The following is an 18467-nucleotide window of genomic DNA, read 5'->3' as shown; positions in this document are numbered from 1 at the left end:
CAATTACCAATTATCAATGAATCAATATTTTGCTACAGTTGCGCGCGGTTTAGAAACTATTGCCGCCCAAGAATTAGAACGTTTAGGGGCCCAAGATGTCAAGCCAGATTTTACAGGGGTTTACTTTGCGGGCGATCGCGCTTTATTGTACCGCGTCAATCTTTGGTCGAGAACAATTTTTCGAGTGCTAATGCCGATCGCCGAATTCCGGTGTTACAACTCGGATATGCTCTACCGCGAAGTGCAAAAAATCCCTTGGGACGAATACTTAGATCCCGAAAATACTTTAGCAGTAAACTGCACCGGTGGCAACGAAAATTTGAACCACACTCACTTTACAGCTTTGCAGGTCAAAAATGCGATCGCCGACCAACAGCGCCTTCAATTTAACAAGCGTTCTAATGTCGATGTAGAGCATCCCGATTTGCTAATTAACATTCACATTCATCAAGATAGAGCTATTTTAAGTTTAGACAGTTCTGGCGGCAGTTTGCACCGCCGGGGATATCGACCGGCGATGGGGCTTGCTCCCCTCAAAGAAACTCTAGCTGCGGCTTTGTTGGAGATGGCAGAATGGACGCCAGATTTGCCCTTTTTAGACCCGATGTGCGGTTCGGGAACTTTGCCTTTGGAAGCGACTTTAAAGGCCTTGAATATTGCACCGGGATTGTTTCGAGAAAATTTTGGATTTATGACTTGGCGGGATTTTGACGAACCTTTGTGGGATAAATTGTGGGCCGAAGCTGAAAATAGCGAATTGCCGGAACTTAAAGAGGTGATTGCAGGGTGCGATCGCGATTCCGATATGTTAACTCAAGCTCGCACCAACGCGCAGCAAGCTGGTATTTCTGGTAAGATTCAGTTTGCTCAAACCGAGTTATCTCAGTTGGAAGCACCAGCAGACAGAGGTGTTCTGATTTGCAATCCTCCTTACGGAGAGCGCCTGGGAGATGCTAGCGAATTGGGAGATTTGTACAAGATGTTGGGGGATATTTTCAAGAATCGTTTTAAAGGTTGGAATGCCTTTATTTTGACTGGAAATAAGGAGTTGGGGAAAAAGGTGGGACTCAGGACATCGCGACGAATTCCGGTTTTTAATGGCTCGATTCCGTGTACTTTGCTCAAGTATGAACTGTATTAAATATTTATAGAACATATCTCACTACACTTGGCAATAGCCAATATTAATTGGAAGAGGTTAGGCTGAATGAATATTTTTGAAATTGACGACCACAAGCTCATTTTAGGAGATGTGTTAGAAGTGCTTGGCAGTAAAATCCAAGACAACTCAATCGATTTAATTTTTGCCGATCCTCCCTATAATATTGGCAAAAATTTCAATGGTGTTAAAGACAAGTGGGAATTTGAAAGCGATTATTTAGAATGGAGTTATACTTGGTTGAACTTATGTGTTAATAAGCTCAAGCATAATGGCAGTTTGTATCTGATGGCGTCAACTCAAAGTATGCCCTACTTTGATTTATATTTGCGCGATCGCTTAACAATCCTTTCTCGAATAGTGTGGTATTATGACAGTTCGGGCGTACAAGCAAAAAATTTTTACGGTTCTCTGTACGAACCAATTTTATATTGCGTCAAGGACAAACGAAATTATACATTCAATTCCTCCGATATTCTGGTAGAGGCAAAAACCGGATCTGTGAGAAAACTAATTGACTACCGCAAGGCTACACCATCAGTATATAATTCTAAAAAAGTTCCAGGTAATGTGTGGGAGTTTCCGAGAGTGAGATATCGTATGCCTGAGTATGAGGAACATCCTACCCAAAAACCAACATCATTGTTAGAAAGAATTATCAAAGCCAGTAGTAATGAGGGTGACGTTGTACTAGATATATTTTCGGGAACTTTTACAACATCATTTGTTGCCAAACAGCTTAAAAGAAAGTCAATCGGCATAGAATTACAAGAAAAGTATCTACAAATAGGATTGCGGAGGTTGCAAATTACCCTGGATGAGAGTGAAGAGGCTCTCATGTCTGAAGTCAACTCCGGTGAAGTTTCGCCACAGCAGCTAACACTAAACTTACAACTCTAATAAAAATGGAACATGAATTTACAAAAATAATTAAGACCATTTTAGAGGATAAGTTGGGCGACGTGGGGTATCAAATATTGCGTGAAAGCCAGCTAATTTTATATTTGAATATAAAGACTAAATCTTCAAATAAAGGCTCAAAATCAAGAGGAAGTTTTGCCAACTTATACGCAATCTATGTTTTAGTTGAAGATTATTTGGTGAAAACTTTTGATCGGACAGGAATGTATTCAGATTATGAAGGTGCAGTTTATACCAATCTTTTTAAGAGACAGCGTGAATTACCATTCGGGCAAAAGCTTCAAAATCATGGCTTGAACCATAGGATGAATGAAGAATTTAAAAAATATTTTCCCACTTGTGAGTTCATCCCAATTTTGAGAAATCAGAAAAATAACAGGTATTGGTTTAACGAAAATTTATTAAAAGTCAAAATCAATGAGAATGAACACAATATAGCAGAAACAGTAATCCACATAATTGATGCTTACGTTGAAGCTAAGAGAGATAGCTTTGAAAAGTTTATTCAAATTTGTAAAGATGCTCAAAGATTGACAGAGGTTCAAGTCAGAGAATTTATCAAACAAATGGTAGCGCCAAATGTAGATGCTCGAATTTTCGAGATAGTCAGCTACAGTATATTAAAATACTACTACAATGACCGAGTTATTTATTGGGGTTATGCACTAGACAGACTCCACCAAGAAAATTTAAAGCTGTTTAAAACAGGTAGGACAAATGCTAATGATGGGGGAATTGACTTTGTAATGAAACCCCTAGGACGTTTTTTTCAAGTGACTGAAACTGTAGATGTAAATAAATATTTCCTAGACATTGATAAAATTGAAAGGTATCCGATAACATTTGTAGTTAAATCTTTAGATTCAGATAGTGAAATCAAATCAAAGATTGAAGCACAAGCTCGAAAGCTGTATTCAATAAATGCTATAGTATCTCAGTACATGGAATGTATAGAAGAAATAATAAATGTTCCTATTCTGATAGAAAGATTTGAACAAGCTGTTGCCAAAGGGTACTTAAGCACTATATTGAGCGAGATTATTAAGCAAAGCAGATTAGAATTTAATTATGAAGATGAGGAAGAAAGTCTGGAAATTGAATTATTAGACGTTGCTCTAGAGGATGAATGATTCAGTCATAAAGTCCGCCTGCTTTAGACAATTATTGTTTCCTTACCTTTAACATCTACGCAGGCAAAAAAGAAACGTGAGCGGAAACAATCTTCCACCCTTCAGGAAACTTGCGCCACATCTGACTCTGCCGCCCCAGCCGCACCACTCCATCCATTACACGGCGAAATTCCAGCGTCACCGCCGCCGTGTCTGCATCGAAAGTCACGACTTTGAGGTTGAACATTTCTCGATCGACATTTACAGGCGATCGTCCTTTGCGAAAAGCCCTCACCTCATCGCTCCCGTACAGGTTCTCCGTCACCCCAAACCGCACGACTTCCGGCGCATCCCAGAACAAATTATCGAGAGTTTCAATATCGTTCGTACAAAGAGCTTTTTCGTATTTTAAATATAGTTCAGTTAACTCAGCCACCACAGCAGAATCATTGATAACAGTCATAAATTGTAGATTTTAAAACTCTTAACTTTCACAAGTTATGTTTGCAATAAGGACTTTATTCCTTATCGCAAACCAAACTAATTAGTGGGAATTAATGCTCAATTTTGAGCGAAATAATCTTGTCACCTTGGCGGATAGCATTGACGACAGACATATCCTCAGTTTTGCCAAAAGTTGTGTGAACTCCATCTAGATGAGACTGGGGAGAATGGCAAATAAAGAATTGGCTGCCACCCGTATCGCGGCCTGCGTGAGCCATCGATAAAGTTCCTGCCAAATGTTTGTTGGAGTTAATTTCGCACTTGATTTTGTAGCCGGGGCCGCCCGTTCCATTGCCTTTTGGACAGCCACCTTGAATCATAAAGTTAGGAATGACTCGGTGAAAGGCCAATCCATCGTAAAAACCTTTTTCTGCCAAGTCAACAAAATTCTTCACTGTGTTAGGCGCATCCGCATCAAACAATTCCAAATTGATTGTGCCTTTGTCGGTTTCCATAATAGCGCGGGTCATGATTTTTCCTTGCTTCCTAAAATGAGTGTGTTGCCTGCGTGTTAATTGCGGACTTCGCTTTTATAGCGACAGGTTTCAAACTGTCGTTATATTGTGGCTTTCAGAAGTGTAGCATATTCCGGCAACTCTCATAGGACTTATGTGTGCTTTCTGAGGAAACCCGGTTTAGTGCGAGATTTCTGGTTAGCAAAGCCCATATTTTCGGAGACACCGGGTTGTTACCCTCTGTCATATTTTAATTGTTGGTCACTTGCGGGTGCTCGGGTTCTTCCTGAATATCGCTCATATTAAAAATGAAAGGAACCCGACTCGAACCTGCGCCCATAACCAGCACTTTTGGCATCTGAGCGCCGCCGCTCCTCCAAGCTTCGATCGCCTCTTTTTGCAAAACTAAATCGCCGCCCTGAGCCTTCAAAGTTTCCGCCAACAGCCTTTGAGCTTCAGCCCTACCTTGAGCGCGGTTAATATCAGCTTGAGCCTGTTGTTCTGCTTCCTGAGCCACATAAACAGCCCTTTGCGCCCGCTGTTCAGCAACCTGTTTTTCCTCAACCGCTTTCGCAAAATCTGTGGAGAATCGAATGTTAACCACGCTCGTATCGAGCACGATTACATCATACTTTGATAGCCTTTCCTTCAGCGCAGTATCAAAGTCTCGCTTCAGTTCACTTCTTTGAGTAATAGATTGTTCGGCTGTTCTCAGTGCAGCCGCTGTTTTAAATGCTTCTTGCGTCTGAGGAGCAATTATTTTTGAGACTATATTCTCCAAAGTTCCTTGAGTCCTTCGGATCTCCACTATTTTCTCAGGATCGAGGCGAAAGTTGATTGCAAAACTAGCATTTAAATCCTGAAGGTCTTTAGTAGCACTCTGGGCGGGAACTTCAAATTTTTGCACTGTTACATCGTACACATCTACCTTAGATATTAGCGGGGGTCTGAGGTGAAACCCCTCTAACAATGCTCCATCTGTGGCTTTTCCTAAAATGCTGACCACCCCTGCTTCACCTGGATTGATGACGACAAAAGAGTTTAAACCGATGAGTAGCGCGCCTACTAATAGAATCCCAGCGATTGCTGATGATATGCTCTGAAAACTTTGATTTTTCAACTTACACGCTCCTTTGTGCTCCTTCCATTATAATGGTTAAATAGATTCGGTCGCCTCTAAAGTCTAAAATCTAAAATTACACTCTACAATGGATGGGGTTGCCTCTAAAATCTCAAATCTAAAATGGATGGGCTGATGCTCAAAATTGTTAAATATCCTAGAACTTATCACATCGAAGGTTCGCGTTTCCAACCAGGCGATGAAGACCTCGACAGCGTGCCATTTAGCGCCCTGATCGATCGCCCGACAGTGATTGAAGAAAAGGTAGACGGCGCTAATACAGGCATCAGCTTCGCACCAGATGGACAAATGCTGCTGCAAAGTCGCGGCCACTATCTCACCGGTGGGCCGAGGGAAAAACATTTTAACTTATTCAAACAGTGGGCTTTCAGTCTCAGCGGAGCCCTGGGAGAAGTGCTGGGAAATCGCTACATTCTTTACGGCGAATGGCTGTATGCCAAACACACTGTTTTTTATGATTTTTTGCCGCACTATTTTATGGAATACGACGTGCTGGACTTAGAAACCAGTCAATTTCTGAGTACAGAATCCCGCCGCAAGTTGTTAAGCGGACTGCCGTTGGTGTCGGTTCCCGTGCTGTTTTCTGGAGTGCTGAAATCGCCCAAGCAAATGATGCAGTTTATGGAAAAGTCTAATTTTATTCAACCTGGACATTTGGAGCGATTGCGTTTGTACTGCGGGGAATTGGGATTAGATGAGGAGCGGTGTTTGAAAGAGACTGACAAGAGCGAGATTATGGAAGGTCTGTACATTAAAGTCGAAGAAGATGGCATAGTAAAAGCGCGTTACAAATACGTGCGTGCCAGTTTTTTGACAGCCATTAAAAATGCAGAAGGACATTGGCTAAATCGCCCAATCATACCCAATATTCTGCGTCCCGATGTGAATTTATTTAATTTTAGTTAACCAGCAGGTGAATTTATGAATGCACTGTTATCGCCATCGGCAACTTGGATTTTTCCCTTTTGTCCCGAACCGCCCGATTGGTTTCTGGATTGGGACAGCATTCAAAATGATTTCGATTGGATTCAAAACTTAAGAGGATGTCAGCAAAACCCGATTTATCACGCCGAAGGAGACGTTTTAATTCATACCAGAATGGTCTGCGAAGCCTTAATATCTTCTCCAAATTGGCGGCAACTTCCAGAAAAAGAACGATCGATTCTTTTTGCCGCCGCTTTGCTGCACGATGTCGCCAAACCAGCCTTTACAAAAATAGAAGCCGACGGCAGAATTAGCTCAAAAGGTCACGCCCGCCAAGGTGCGAGAATGGTCAGACAAATTTTATCTCAATTCGAGCCGCCCGTGCAGTTTGAGATTCGCGAAACAGTGGTGGCGATCGTCAAATTCGGGAGTTTACCCATCTGGCTGATCGACAAACCCAACCCCCAGCAGTCTGTAATTAAAGTCAGTCAAGTTGTCCGCTGCGATTTTCTCGCACTTTTAGCCGAAGCAGACGTGCGCGGCCGACAGTGTAGCGACAGACAAGAATTGCTCGATAAAATAGAACTATTTCGCGAGTTTTGTCAAGAAAATAATTGTTTGGATTCTCCCCGACAATTCCCATCAGCACACAGCCGATTTATCTACTTCCGCAAAGAGAACGGAAATCCCGATTACGAAGCATTTGACGATACTCGATGCGAAGTAATCTTGATGTCGGGCTTGCCGGCAAGCGGTAAAGATTATTGGATTCGGGAAAATCTTCCAGATTTGCCGGTAATGTCGCTGGATGCACTGCGAAAAGAGATGAATGTCCCTCCAGACGAAACCCCGGGAAATGTGGTGACAGCCGCCAAAAAAAGAGCGCGCGAATACATGAATGAGGGGCGTTCTTTTGTGTGGAACGCCACGAATACAACTAAACAAATGCGGCAGCAATTAATTGATTTTTTTGCTGCTTATCAAGCGCGAGTTCGCATTGTTTATCTAGAAGTACCTCTAGAAGAAATATTGCAGCGGAATCGATCGCGCACAGTAACAGTACCGGAAGCAATCATTCGCAAGTTAGCTGCGCGACTGGATATTCCAGACATCACAGAAGCCCATCAAGTCGAGTGGATTGTGAGCGATCGCGCTTAATAGTGCCAATCCACCCGCGATCGCTCTTATTTCTTCAACGCGCTACCAATTCCTTTTTCCCTAAAAGAGAATCGTCATAATGCGCCAACAAATCTGCAGGGTGATCGTAAATTTCCGCAGCATTTGCCAGGGAAGCATCATCGAAATCTCCGCACCGAAAAGCAATTACTGGCACCCCGCACTTGCCCGCCGCTTCGATATCGTAAGGAGTATCAGCTAACATCACAACCTGGCTCGCTTCCAGCTTCAATTTGCTCAAAGCAGCTTCCACAATATCCGGTTCCGGTTTAGAAGCTTCTGCATCACTCGATGTCGCCGCTTGCCCTTGATCCAATAAATCGTCAACTTCTGCAGCTTTCAGCAAACCGGAAAGTTCTTCGGTGGTAGCTGAAGTAGCAATAATTAGCCGCAATCCTTCTTTCTGCATTTTTAACAGCAAATCCCGCGAACCGGGGGTTGGAGAAAGCTCGGGAGCAAAGCGGTTAATAATCAGTTCTTTGCGCCGCTGTGCAATCTTTTTGCCGTCGCCTTCTTCGTCGGAAAGTTCTGATACCATTTTGGGTATAACTTTGTCGCCTCCCATACCAATTAGCGGGCGCACTTTCTCAAACGGCACGTCGTAGCCGTAAGCGGCAAATGCCTCTACCCAAGCTTGAGCGTGGGCGTCATTGCTGAGCGTCAGAGTACCGTCAATATCGAGAATTACTGCTTGCAATTGCATAACTTATTTGTGGTTAGTTATTAGACTTCTTGTCAAAAGCTGGTTTGTAGTAAGGACTGAAGTCCTTAACTAATTAATAAGCAAATTAGCGAGTAAAGTTCTTACCACTAACCTTGGGTTAGTAGTAAGAACTTTAGTTTTTGTTAGGTTATGAGTAAGCACTTTAGTCCTTAATTAGTTAATTAGTCAATCGGGGACTGGCAAGCTTACTATTAACTTTTTGAGGGGCTATTTCATGCCGGTGCCGTGCAATTTTGGTTCGGGCGGCGGCGGTACTGGTTCAGGTCCTAACGGTTGGGGATTGGCTACATATTCAAACTCGCCTTTGCCGTCCATTGATTTGCCTTTCGCCCAGCGTCCCTCGCTACTTTCGGTACCTTCAGAATGATTCCAAAACTGATAAGCAAATTCTGATTTTTCCAACTCCTGCGGGAAGGAACTCGGAACGGGGGTTGTTTCCATTCCCGAACTTTCTAAATCTTCGATCGCCGCCAGCCACAAATTTTGGTGCATCGTGTCGCGGGCGATCATAAAACTCAGGGTGTCTTTCACGCCGGGATCGTTTGACATTTCATACATCCGCACAGCCTGCAATCTTCCTTGCGATTCGGCGTGCAAGTTGGAGCGAAAATCTGCTAAAAGATTGCCGCTAGCAACGATATAACGGCCGTTCCAAGGATACCCTACGCTGTCGCTAGGAAGTGCGCCCAAACCCGATACAATGGCGTGCTGCGGATTCATGCTGTCGGCGATCGCATCTCGCGGGCTGTTTCCACCCATCACAGCACCCACCACAGCATCCTTGAAACCTTCTTCTTGCATAGATACAGGAGCTTTATCTAACAAGTGAGCAATCATAGTTGCTAGCATCTCGATATGCCCGATTTCTTCTGTACCGACATCAAGCAACATATCGCGATATTTAGCTGGGCCTCGGCAGTTCCAACCTTGAAATAGGTACTGCATCATCACGGTCATTTCGCCAAATGTACCGCCAATTAGTTCTTGTATTTTCTTGGCGTAAACGGCATCTGGCTTTTCTGGTCTTTTGTAATACTGTAGTGGCTTCTTATGGTAAAACATGGAGAATTCCTACCAGAGGTTTTTGATTGACTTTCCTTATTTGTAACGCTGCCACTGAGGGAGGGAATCAGCTTTTAGTCATAAAGAAATTCAATCAAATCCGGTTACTTCTATCACTTTGGTTTAATGCGGTTTCTCGCGCCCGCGAACTAAAGACCATATTAAATTTGGTCGATCGTACATTCTATTTAAACAAACACAGCGCTGTGTCCTCCGGGTGTCAAAAAACACGTCAAAACCGCCCTCCTGCAGGGGGTTTAGCCCCTATCGGAGAGCGGTTTTTTAGGTTGAGCGGACACCTATGTGTGGTGTCCATCCCCCTAGCTTCGAGTCCCCCCCTTGTTAAGCGGGATTGGGAGAATCAGTTGAATCAATGAGTTTGATAATTTTCCTCAGTCCAACAGCGCGGTAGAGCTTCACCGGAAGGAAACACTAAATTACTCTTGGGAAAAGTTGCTGTCTCTTGCTCTTCTTGACCAGCTTGATTTTTTCCCGGCACTTCATTTTTTGTAGGGCTGAGTAAAGCCTCTACATCGAGGATTTCTATCAAGTCGCCTGATTCTTTTTCTTGTAAAAGCATGGTTTTTCCTTGAAGGGTAAATGCGAGTTAGGGTTTGAGGACAACTTTGATACAGTTGTCTTTTTTGTTGAGGAAAATCTCGTAGGCGTGGGGCGCTTCATCCAACTTCATTCGATGCGTAATTACGAATGACGGGTCAATTTCGCCTTTTTGAACGCGATCGAGCAAAGGCCGCAAATAGCGGTGAACGTGCGTCTGTCCCATTTTCAGGGTCAAGCCTTTGTTGAAAGCTGCACCTAAGGGCACTTTGTCTACGAAGCCGCCGTAAACGCCGGGAATTGAGACTGTGCCACCTTTGCGGCAAGCTACGATCACTTGTCGCAGGGCGGTGGGTCGATCGGTCTCCAAGCGCACGGCTTGCTTGGCTTTGTCGTACAAAGCGTCGAGGCCGGTGCCGTGGGCTTCCATTCCCACAGCGTCGATGCAAGAGTCGGGTCCGCGTCCCCCCGTCATTTCGGTGACGGCTTCCCCGGCGTCCATTTCTTCGTAGTTGATGATTTCAGCTTTGGCCGCGGCCGCCATTTGCAAGCGTTCCGGTACGCGGTCGATCGCAATTACTCGCTCGGCCCCCAGCATAAACGCGCTTCTGATCGCAAATTGTCCGACCGGCCCGCATCCCCAAACAGCTACAGTATCCCCCGGCTGAATGTTGCAGTTTTCGGCCGCCATGTAACCGGTAGGAAAGATATCGGTGAGGAACAATACTTGTTCGTCCGAAAGTCCGTCGGGAATTTTTAAAGGGCCGACATCTGCAAACGGAACCCGCGCATATTCTGCTTGACCTCCTGCATAGCCGCCCGTTAAATGCGAGAAGCCAAACAGTCCTGCCGGCGAATGACCGTAGAGTTTTTCAGCCAATCCTGCATTGGGGTTGGAGTTGTCGCACAGCGACCACAAATCGCGGTTGCAAAAGAAGCAACTGCCGCAAGAAATAGTAAAAGGAATGACGATGCGATCGCCCTTTTTTAAGTTCTTGACTTCGCTGCCGAGTTCGACTACTTCCCCCATAAATTCGTGGCCCATGATGTCGCCCGATTGCATTGTCGGGATGTAGCCGTTATAAAGGTGCAAATCTGAGCCGCAGATTGCTGTAGACGTGATTTTAACTATTGCATCGCGCGGGTTGATAATTGTTGGGTCTGGTACATTATCAACTCGCACATCATTTGCTCCGTGCCAGCAAAGAGCTTTCATTATTTTTTTTCCTCTAGTTAACTACTAGCTAGCAGATTTTTGATTCTAAATCTTAAATTTACTACGCCGATAAATTATCTGCTTGGATGTTTTAATTTTAAGCATATAAAATATATTCTCTCTCTATCCGAGGTATAATTTATAAATCTATCTTCCGGCTGTTTTCAATAACAAAAATGTAAAGTTTATCCTCCAACTAAAGTGCGGGAGATTTCCCATTGTTCTGTTAACCACCAACATTTATAGCAACCACGCCCGACGGTTAGGACGCTCTTAATTGCTGAAATCCTTGCTTCTTCCTTCTGCCATAACAGCTAACAGCGAGATGGATGAGATTGTTTTTGTCGAGCGGCGAGCGCTCCCCTCTCACAAGTGATAAAAATTTCGCCCTTAACCTCACTACAGCGGTTCTCATACCTCACATGAGATAAGTAGCGACCTAAAAATTCTCAACTAAAAGCGGGTTTATCGATTATTAAGTAGGGTGCGTGATTTTTGTATAGCTCAACACTCTTTCCCAATATTGAGAATCACGCACCCTGCTTAAGGAGGATTAATCGTCAAATATTGTATATTAGTTAGAGCTAAAAGCCGAGCTTGCGCTAAAGTTGTTAAAGATTAAAACTTATCGATCGCCTTTTATGCCTTACACTGCATCTACCCCAACAGACCCCAATCAAGCCAACATCCGCAATGCCGACCACCGCCTACTAGAATTCACCAAGCTAACGCCGATGATGCAGCGGTATGTGGAAGTGAAAGAACAGTATCCCCACGCACTTTTATTGTTTCGAGTCGGAGATTTCTTTGAGTGTTTTTTCCAAGATGCAGTTACGATTTCGCGGGAATTAGAACTTGTTTGTACGAGTAAAGAAAGCGGCAAAGAAATCGGCCGAGTGCCGATGACAGGAGTGCCACACCACGCCCTCGATCGCTACACGTCAATGTTAGTAGAAAAAGGCTATGCTGTGGTAGTTTGCGACCAAGTGGAAGATGCCTCGATTGCTGCTAAAGAAGGCCGCCAAGTCAAGCGAGAAATTACCCGCATTCTCACTCCCGGAACTTTGACTGATGACGGAATGCTCAAACCCAGACAAAATAATTTTTTAGCAGCAGTCGTCATCGCTGGGGAACATTGGGGATTGGCTTATACAGATATTTCTACGGGAGAATTCGTCACTACCCAAGCAGACAGTTTAGAACAATTAACCCTAGAATTGCTGCGTTTGCAGCCTTCGGAAGTCTTGGTACCGACTAATGCGCCGGATTTGGTGACTATGTTGAGGCCTGGAGAGAAATCCGAGCATTTACCGGAGTGTTTGCCGAATTCGTTTTGCTATTCTTTGCGATCGCAAATTCCGTTTAGTTTGTCCGAAGCAAAACAGAGAATCCTGCAAAAGTTCAAAGTGCGATCGCTCGAAGGCATGGGATGCGCGCACCTTTCCCTCGCAGTCCGCGCCGCCGGCGGTTTGTTGCAATATCTCGAAGAAACTCAAAAGGAAAAAGCAGTTTCTTTGCAAAGATTGCACACTTACACTCTCACCGATTTTCTCATACTCGACTACCAAACCCGCCGCAATCTCGAAATTACTCAAACAGTGAGAGATGGGGTTTTTCACGGTTCGCTGCTGTGGGCTATAGACAAAACCAGCACCGCAATGGGAGGCCGCGCTTTGCGCCGCTGGGTGCTGCAACCTTTGCTCAGCATTAAAGGCATTGGCGCCCGACACGACACGATTCAAGAATTAGTAGAAAATAACGCCCTGCGCCAAGATTTGCAGCAGTTGCTGCGCCAAATATACGACATCGAAAGACTGACAGGCCGCGCTGGTTCTGGAACAGCTAGCGCCCGGGATTTGGTGGCTTTAGCTGATTCTCTCGGAAAACTGCCGGCATTAGCCTCGATCGCAGCCCAAGGGATCTCGCCCTATTTAAAAGCGCTGCAAAATGTACCGCCCATTTTAGAAGAGTTAGCAACTAAAATTCACGCTCATTTAGTTGATGAACCGCCGATTCATTTAAAAGAAGGTGGTTTGATTCGAGCGGGAATCAATCCCATGCTAGATGAAATGCGACACACTGCATCAGCCGACCAAGAATGGATTGCAAATTTAGAAGCAACTGAGAGAAAACGCACCGGAATTTCTAATTTAAAAGTAGGCTACAATAAAGCTTTCGGCTATTACATCAGCATTACCAAATCGAAAGTAGACCAAGTGCCGAAGGACTACACCCGCAAGCAAACTCTCACCAATGAAGAACGCTACAGCACTGAAGAATTAAAAGAAAGGGAAGTGCGAATTCTGACAGCGCGGGAAGATTTAAATCAATTGGAATACGATATTTTTGCTCAAGTGCGATCGGAGGTAGGAGAACACGCCGAAATTATTCGCAACGTTTCCCGCGCCGTGGCGGCGGCCGATGTTTTGTGCGGTTTGGCAGAAGTAGCAGTTTACCAAAATTACTGCCGCCCGACTATGACAGAAAGTCGGGAAATTAAAATTATTGAAGGTTGTCATCCTGTGGTCGAAAAGTCTTTGCCGCCGGGATTTTTTGTACCTAATTCTGCTTTTTTGGGTCGGGAAGACTCGCTAAACCGCCCAGATTTAATTATTTTAACCGGGCCGAATGCTAGCGGGAAAAGCTGCTACTTGCGGCAGGTGGGTTTGATCCAGTTAATGGCGCAGATGGGCAGTTTTGTGCCGGCGAAAGCGGCGAGTTTGGGAATTTGCGATCGCATTTTTACCCGCGTCGGCGCAGTAGACGATTTGGCAACTGGTCAATCTACCTTTATGGTGGAAATGAACGAAACTGCAAATATTCTCAATCACGCGACGCCGCAATCATTGGTTTTGTTAGATGAAATTGGCAGGGGAACGGCGACGTTTGACGGACTTTCTATTGCTTGGTCTGTGGCAGAATATTTAGCAACTGAGATTCGGGCGCGGACAATTTTTGCGACTCACTATCACGAGTTAAATGAGTTAGCTTCTATTTTAGATAATGTCGCAAATTATCAGGTGACAGTCAAAGAATTGCCGGATCAAATCGTATTTTTGCACCAAGTTCAGCCGGGAGGTGCTGACAAATCTTACGGAATTGAAGCGGGCAGATTAGCTGGTTTACCGCCGTCGGTGATTGACAGGGCGAGACAGGTGATGAAGCAGATTGAGAAACATAGCAAAATTGCGATCGGGCTGCGGAAAGGTGTTAAAAAAGATGGCAAAAAAGAGTGTGAGGGCGAACAGTTGGATATTTTTGAGGATTGAAATTTCCGGTGGTAAAAAAAGTTTGTAGTAACTTCTATATTGCACCATTTTTAATAAGTCTTTCAGGGGCGGGCAAGATGCCCACCCCACAAGAAAATTTAATTTTTGTGGCACAGGCATCCTGCCTGTTCTTGAGCATGGTGCAAGATCTCAGTTACTACTTTTACTACAAACCAGGAACTCTCCAGCAACTCTAACGCCCATTTTGCAACTTTCTTACCTCTTTGTGCACGCTCATCCCAATTTCTAGCGCCTCATTTAGCAATCGCCCGTATTCAGTCGCCCGATCGCTCACATCCAGCGCCATCAAAGCAGCCAAATTACTTTCAATATTAGCAAATAGCTCGTAACGGCGACCGATAAATTGCTGATTTTCCCTGAGTATTCTTTCTGTTTTCAAAGCACAAACTAAACTTTGTCTAGTAATTTTTAAGGCTTCAATTGCATCTCCTCGGTTAATTAAATGGGCTTGTAAATTGCCAGCAGCCGTTAGGCGAGCGATAATATCTAAAGCCTGAATTACCTCATGATACTTCTCAACTTCATCCAGCAGGCTCGCCAGGGTTGCCAGAGGCTTTGCCTTAACCCATTTATAGACATTCCAAGCAAGAGTAATCGCCAGCGACAAACCCAAAGTTATTTGTAAAACCCGGACAAATATTTCAGCATCGCTAAATGAACCAACATTATGTTTATTAGCCAGTAAAGCAACAGGCAGCGAAACAACTAATGTCACACAAAATATCAGCAACTCATTCAACAAAAGAGAAAACAGCTTTTTGCCGTCCCGTAATGCAGCAGGTCGGTAAAAATCCGCTGCAAAACCGTCGCTCAAAGCTATTCCGCTCAAATCCTCCAACTCCTTCTCAGGAATTTTTAACTCATCCAAATCCGCTTGTATCACTCTTTAAAATCTCCTTAAATTGGGATTAATTACGATCCTCCCAGAGACATAATTGATTGCCACAGACTCATATAAAAATTGCTGTCTCGGTTTCGGAACAGTTGAAAAGCTTGTCCCGGTGCGCCAAAAAACGGTCTTAGCGTCCATCCCAATTGACTGCCAACAAACGCATAAAGTCCCAACCAGAAGCGCAAAATATTTAGCCTGATGTCTTTGCCTTCCGCATCTTGTTCTGAAAGAAAGTGCATTCCTTGATAAATGAAACTTACTCCCAAAAATCCTGTGATTGCCATGATAGCAACATTCAGCACCAGATAAAAATTGTAATTGGTACTGCTTATGAGGAAAAACAAACTAACAGGTGCAAATCCAAACAGCAAAACGCTAATCATCGCCATCGCTGTCATCAACAATGTCAAATACTGCTCAAAAGTTCGTTTTGAACCAAACATGACATTAAAAAAGTAAAGTGTGGGAAAGCAGATAATCAGCGTCAGCAAGTAAAGTGCTGGCAACTTAATTGCTGAAACCAGACATTGCATCCACGTACTAGATGCACCTAATATCGCTCCGTAAATGCCAAAAAATAGGGTACTAGAAATCAACAAACCGAAAATTTTAGATTTGAGCTTGACACCTTGGCGAATTTCTTCGAGAAACTGTTGCCGTTCCCGCAGCAAATACATTACTACTGAAAAATATTTCACGGGCCCTCCTTGTGACTGATGCGACTCCGAATCAGTCATAACTCAAGCTGAGTGCGCTTGGCAATCTTGTCAAATCAGGGCACTCTATGTTAACCACTTATTCTTGCAGAGACAGGACTTACACAGAACCTAATTATGTAGGGTGCTCTTGGGCCGCGCACCTTACCGCTATTAACTATCGGCTGGATATTTCTAGTCAAATTCTAGTCACATTGTCTCCAAATTGTATCCAAAAAGGTCATTTGATAGTCATTTCGTAGTCATTTCCTAGTCATTTGATAGTCACTTTGACCGCCGAATCAGCCGTATTCTGGGCAATAAAAAACCTCAAACCTTTGATTTCTCGTTGGTTTGAGGTTCTTATAGGCTCAAGCGGGCAGCGGGAATCGAACCCGCATAGTTAGCTTGGAAGGCTAAAGTTTTACCACTAAACTATGCCCGCGCACAGAAACTAAACATACCACAAGCCTCTGGGAATTGCAATAGGCCTGTGCAAAAATTTTGAAGACCTCCCTCACAGTGGCTGAATAGGGACTTGCGGCCCGATCGCCCCCTCGCCCCAAAAATCCCCGTCTCCCATGCTGCGTAAGACTTTACGGGTGGAAATAATCGTAAATTTGCTGCGCCAGACGCGGGCCAATCCCAGAAACTTCTGCCAACTGTTCGGGAGTCGCTAAACGGAGGTAGTCGATCGACCGAAAATGTGCCAACAATTGTTTTTGTCGGTGGTGTCCCAATCCGGGAATTTCATCAAGGCGCGATCGCTTCATTCTCTCGCTTCTTCGATCCCGGTGAAAACTCACAGCAAACCTGTGCGCCTCATCCCGCACCCGGCGCAATAATTGTACGCCCGGTTGCTCAGAATTAGTTTGCAGCGGCAAAGATTCCCCCGGCAAAAATATCTCCTCTCGCTGCTTTGCCAAACTGACAACGCGCAACTCTTCTAGCAAATTCATCTCCCGCAAAACAGCCACAACTGCTGACAGTTGACCTTTGCCGCCATCTATCATAATTAAGTCGGGTTTGTCGGAAATAGTATGAGAAACCGAGGATAAATTGCTGATTTCTGCCGATTCTTCTAAATCGCTAAATCCATCTTCCATCTTGCCTGTTTCTTCTTCCTTCAATCCTCGGAATCGGCGACCGATAACTTCTGCTAAACTAGCAAAATCATCAGAATGACCCGATTTAATTTCAGGATTTTTAATTTTGTAATGGCGGTAGTGCTGGTTGGCGGGCAAACCGTCAATAAATACGACGCGGGAGGCTACGGCGTCAGAACCTTGAATGTGAGAAATATCGTAACCTTCAATGCGGCGAGGAACTTCAGGCAAATCGAGAATTTCTGCTAAATCTTCCATTGCTTGAGAATTGCGATCGCTCAATCTTTGCATTCTCGCCAATTCATACTCAGCATTTCGTTCCACCATCTCAATCAACTCAGCCTTAGTTTGCCGTTGGGGCGTCAAAATCGTAACTTTTCGTCCCTTACGGTTGCTCAACCAATCGGCTAATATTTCCGCTTCTGGCAATTCGTACTGCACTGAAATTTCGCTGGGAATTTCTACGGATTCGACATTTTGATAGTGTTCTTCCAACACCCGCTGCAAAATCGCTCCGGCCTCTACCCCCCCTCGTTCCCCCCCTTGCCAAGGGGGGGAGGAAAGAGAAAGTTGAGATAACTCTTGATCCCCCTTGGCAAGGGGGGGTTGGGAGGGTATTTCCGCCATAAATCCCAATCTTCCGACCAATTGACCGGCACGAATTTGGAACAATTGGACGCAAGCGTGCTGGGTGTCGGCCGCAAGTGCGATCGCATCTCTGGAAACCGTATCGTCGGGCAAAGACACTTTTTGACCCGCACTCAAAGACTGCAAACCCTTAATTTGGTCGCGAATACGCGCCGCCGTTTCAAAGTTTAAATCTTCGGCTGCCTCTTCCATTTGGGGCTGCAAAATATCGAGCAATTCCTCAGTTCTTCCCTGGAAAATCATCGCTACTTTTTGGATGATTTTTCGATATTCTGCCGGCGAAGTTAACCCTTGACAAACGCCAACGCAGCGGCCGATGTCGTAGTTCAAACAGGGACGGTCTTTAAACAGCGGTTGAGGGCGCTGCCGCAGCGGGAAAATCCGCTTAATTAAATGCAGCGTACTCCGCAGTGCCCCTGTATCAACGTAGGGGCCGTAATAGCGGTCTTTTGCACTACCTGCGCGACGTTTGCGGGTGATAAAAATGCGGGGGTATTCCTCCGACCAAGTTATGCACAAATAAGGATATTTTTTATCATCTTTGAGGAGGACATTAAAGTAAGGTTGGTGCTGTTTTACGAGGTTTGCTTCTAAGGCTAAAGCTTCCGCTTCTGTGTCGGTGGCGATGAATTCAATTTCGCGCACTTGCTGCACCATCATCGCGATGCGGGGACTGAGATTTTGGCTTTCGCGGAAGTAGGAACGGACGCGGTTTCGGAGTTTTTTTGATTTGCCGATGTAAAGGATGCGATCGCTCTCGTCTCGCATTAAATATACACCAGGAACCGCCGGAATTTCTTTGAGGCGACTTTCTAGGCGTTCCGAGTCTTTAACTAACGGCAGAGTTTTTGTGGATGGCATTGCAAGCTATCTCAGCAAAATTGAGA

The 18467-nt window shown here is 44.7% G+C and carries 16 protein-coding genes and 1 tRNA gene; 6 read left to right on the top strand and 11 right to left on the bottom strand.

Features of this window, described 5'->3' with window-relative positions; all coding sequences use genetic code 11:
• Window positions 1-16 precede the first annotated feature (16 nt).
• The 3 genes from QUA62_RS08705 to QUA62_RS08695 all read left to right on the top strand — a co-directional run bounded on the left by QUA62_RS08705 (window position 17) and on the right by QUA62_RS08695 (window position 3210).
• A complete protein-coding gene (locus QUA62_RS08705) occupies window positions 17-1141 on the top strand; it encodes a THUMP domain-containing protein (RefSeq protein WP_333403450.1) in 1125 nt (374 codons plus the stop codon).
• 66 nt (window positions 1142-1207) lie between these two features.
• Window positions 1208-2059, top strand: a complete 852-nt coding sequence (gene yhdJ, locus QUA62_RS08700; RefSeq protein ID WP_333403449.1) for an adenine-specific DNA-methyltransferase — start codon at window positions 1208-1210, stop codon at window positions 2057-2059.
• 5 nt (window positions 2060-2064) lie between these two features.
• The gene (locus QUA62_RS08695; protein WP_333403448.1) at window positions 2065-3210 is read left to right on the top strand and encodes a restriction endonuclease; all 1146 of its coding nucleotides are present in this window, start codon (window positions 2065-2067) and stop codon (window positions 3208-3210) included.
• Window positions 3211-3265: 55 nt separating this feature from the next.
• Here the strand turns inward: QUA62_RS08695 and hpxZ are convergent, their stop codons facing one another.
• The 3 genes from hpxZ to QUA62_RS08680 form a co-directional block, all read right to left on the bottom strand.
• Complete coding sequence (gene hpxZ / locus QUA62_RS08690) at window positions 3266-3652, bottom strand: oxalurate catabolism protein HpxZ (protein ID WP_333403447.1); 387 nt, start codon at window positions 3650-3652, stop codon at window positions 3266-3268.
• A gap of 91 nt (window positions 3653-3743) precedes the next feature.
• Entirely contained in the window at window positions 3744-4163 is a 420-nt protein-coding gene (locus QUA62_RS08685) for a peptidylprolyl isomerase (RefSeq protein ID WP_333024554.1), read from the bottom strand.
• A 235-nt stretch (window positions 4164-4398) separates the two neighbouring features.
• The gene (locus tag QUA62_RS08680; protein ID WP_333403446.1) at window positions 4399-5268 is read right to left on the bottom strand and encodes a prohibitin family protein; all 870 of its coding nucleotides are present in this window, start codon (window positions 5266-5268) and stop codon (window positions 4399-4401) included.
• 135 nt (window positions 5269-5403) lie between these two features.
• Here QUA62_RS08680 and QUA62_RS08675 point away from each other — a divergent pair, with 135 nt between their 5' ends.
• Window positions 5404-6195, top strand: coding sequence for an RNA ligase family protein (locus tag QUA62_RS08675; protein WP_333403445.1), 792 nt, complete (start codon window positions 5404-5406; stop codon window positions 6193-6195).
• A gap of 15 nt (window positions 6196-6210) precedes the next feature.
• The gene (locus QUA62_RS08670) at window positions 6211-7371 is read left to right on the top strand and encodes an AAA family ATPase (RefSeq protein ID WP_333403444.1); all 1161 of its coding nucleotides are present in this window, start codon (window positions 6211-6213) and stop codon (window positions 7369-7371) included.
• A 34-nt stretch (window positions 7372-7405) separates the two neighbouring features.
• Here the strand turns inward: QUA62_RS08670 and QUA62_RS08665 are convergent, their stop codons facing one another.
• The 4 genes from QUA62_RS08665 to QUA62_RS08650 form a co-directional block, all read right to left on the bottom strand.
• The gene (locus QUA62_RS08665) at window positions 7406-8092 is read right to left on the bottom strand and encodes an HAD family hydrolase (RefSeq protein WP_333403443.1); all 687 of its coding nucleotides are present in this window, start codon (window positions 8090-8092) and stop codon (window positions 7406-7408) included.
• Window positions 8093-8320: 228 nt separating this feature from the next.
• On the bottom strand, window positions 8321-9175 hold the full coding sequence (locus QUA62_RS08660) for a manganese catalase family protein (protein WP_333219040.1): 855 nt from the start codon (window positions 9173-9175) through the stop codon (window positions 8321-8323).
• Window positions 9176-9545: 370 nt separating this feature from the next.
• A complete protein-coding gene (locus tag QUA62_RS08655; protein WP_333219038.1) occupies window positions 9546-9755 on the bottom strand; it encodes an acetyltransferase in 210 nt (69 codons plus the stop codon).
• Window positions 9756-9782: 27 nt separating this feature from the next.
• Window positions 9783-10949, bottom strand: coding sequence for a zinc-dependent alcohol dehydrogenase (locus tag QUA62_RS08650; RefSeq protein WP_333219036.1), 1167 nt, complete (start codon window positions 10947-10949; stop codon window positions 9783-9785).
• Between the two features lie 641 nt (window positions 10950-11590).
• Here QUA62_RS08650 and mutS point away from each other — a divergent pair.
• Window positions 11591-14218 (top strand): DNA mismatch repair protein MutS, encoded by a 2628-nt coding sequence (gene mutS / locus QUA62_RS08645; protein ID WP_333403475.1) that lies wholly within the window; start codon window positions 11591-11593, stop codon window positions 14216-14218.
• Between the two features lie 193 nt (window positions 14219-14411).
• On the opposite strand, the gene QUA62_RS08640 is transcribed toward mutS, so the two are convergent.
• The 4 genes from QUA62_RS08640 to uvrC all read right to left on the bottom strand — a co-directional run bounded on the left by QUA62_RS08640 (window position 14412) and on the right by uvrC (window position 18441).
• A complete protein-coding gene (locus QUA62_RS08640) occupies window positions 14412-15122 on the bottom strand; it encodes a hypothetical protein (RefSeq protein WP_333403442.1) in 711 nt (236 codons plus the stop codon).
• 29 nt (window positions 15123-15151) lie between these two features.
• Complete coding sequence (locus QUA62_RS08635) at window positions 15152-15868, bottom strand: actin-binding WH2 domain-containing protein (RefSeq protein WP_190656501.1); 717 nt, start codon at window positions 15866-15868, stop codon at window positions 15152-15154.
• Between the two features lie 332 nt (window positions 15869-16200).
• Window positions 16201-16271, bottom strand: a tRNA-Gly gene (locus QUA62_RS08630).
• 151 nt (window positions 16272-16422) lie between these two features.
• The gene (uvrC, locus tag QUA62_RS08625; protein WP_333403441.1) at window positions 16423-18441 is read right to left on the bottom strand and encodes an excinuclease ABC subunit UvrC; all 2019 of its coding nucleotides are present in this window, start codon (window positions 18439-18441) and stop codon (window positions 16423-16425) included.
• Between the last annotated feature and the right edge of the window lie 26 nt (window positions 18442-18467).

Origin of the sequence: Microcoleus sp. MON1_C1 (assembly GCF_036701945.1) — a bacterium.
Classification (GTDB): Bacteria; Cyanobacteriota; Cyanobacteriia; order Cyanobacteriales; family Microcoleaceae; genus Microcoleus.
This window is presented reverse-complemented; position numbering and strand designations above follow the sequence as displayed.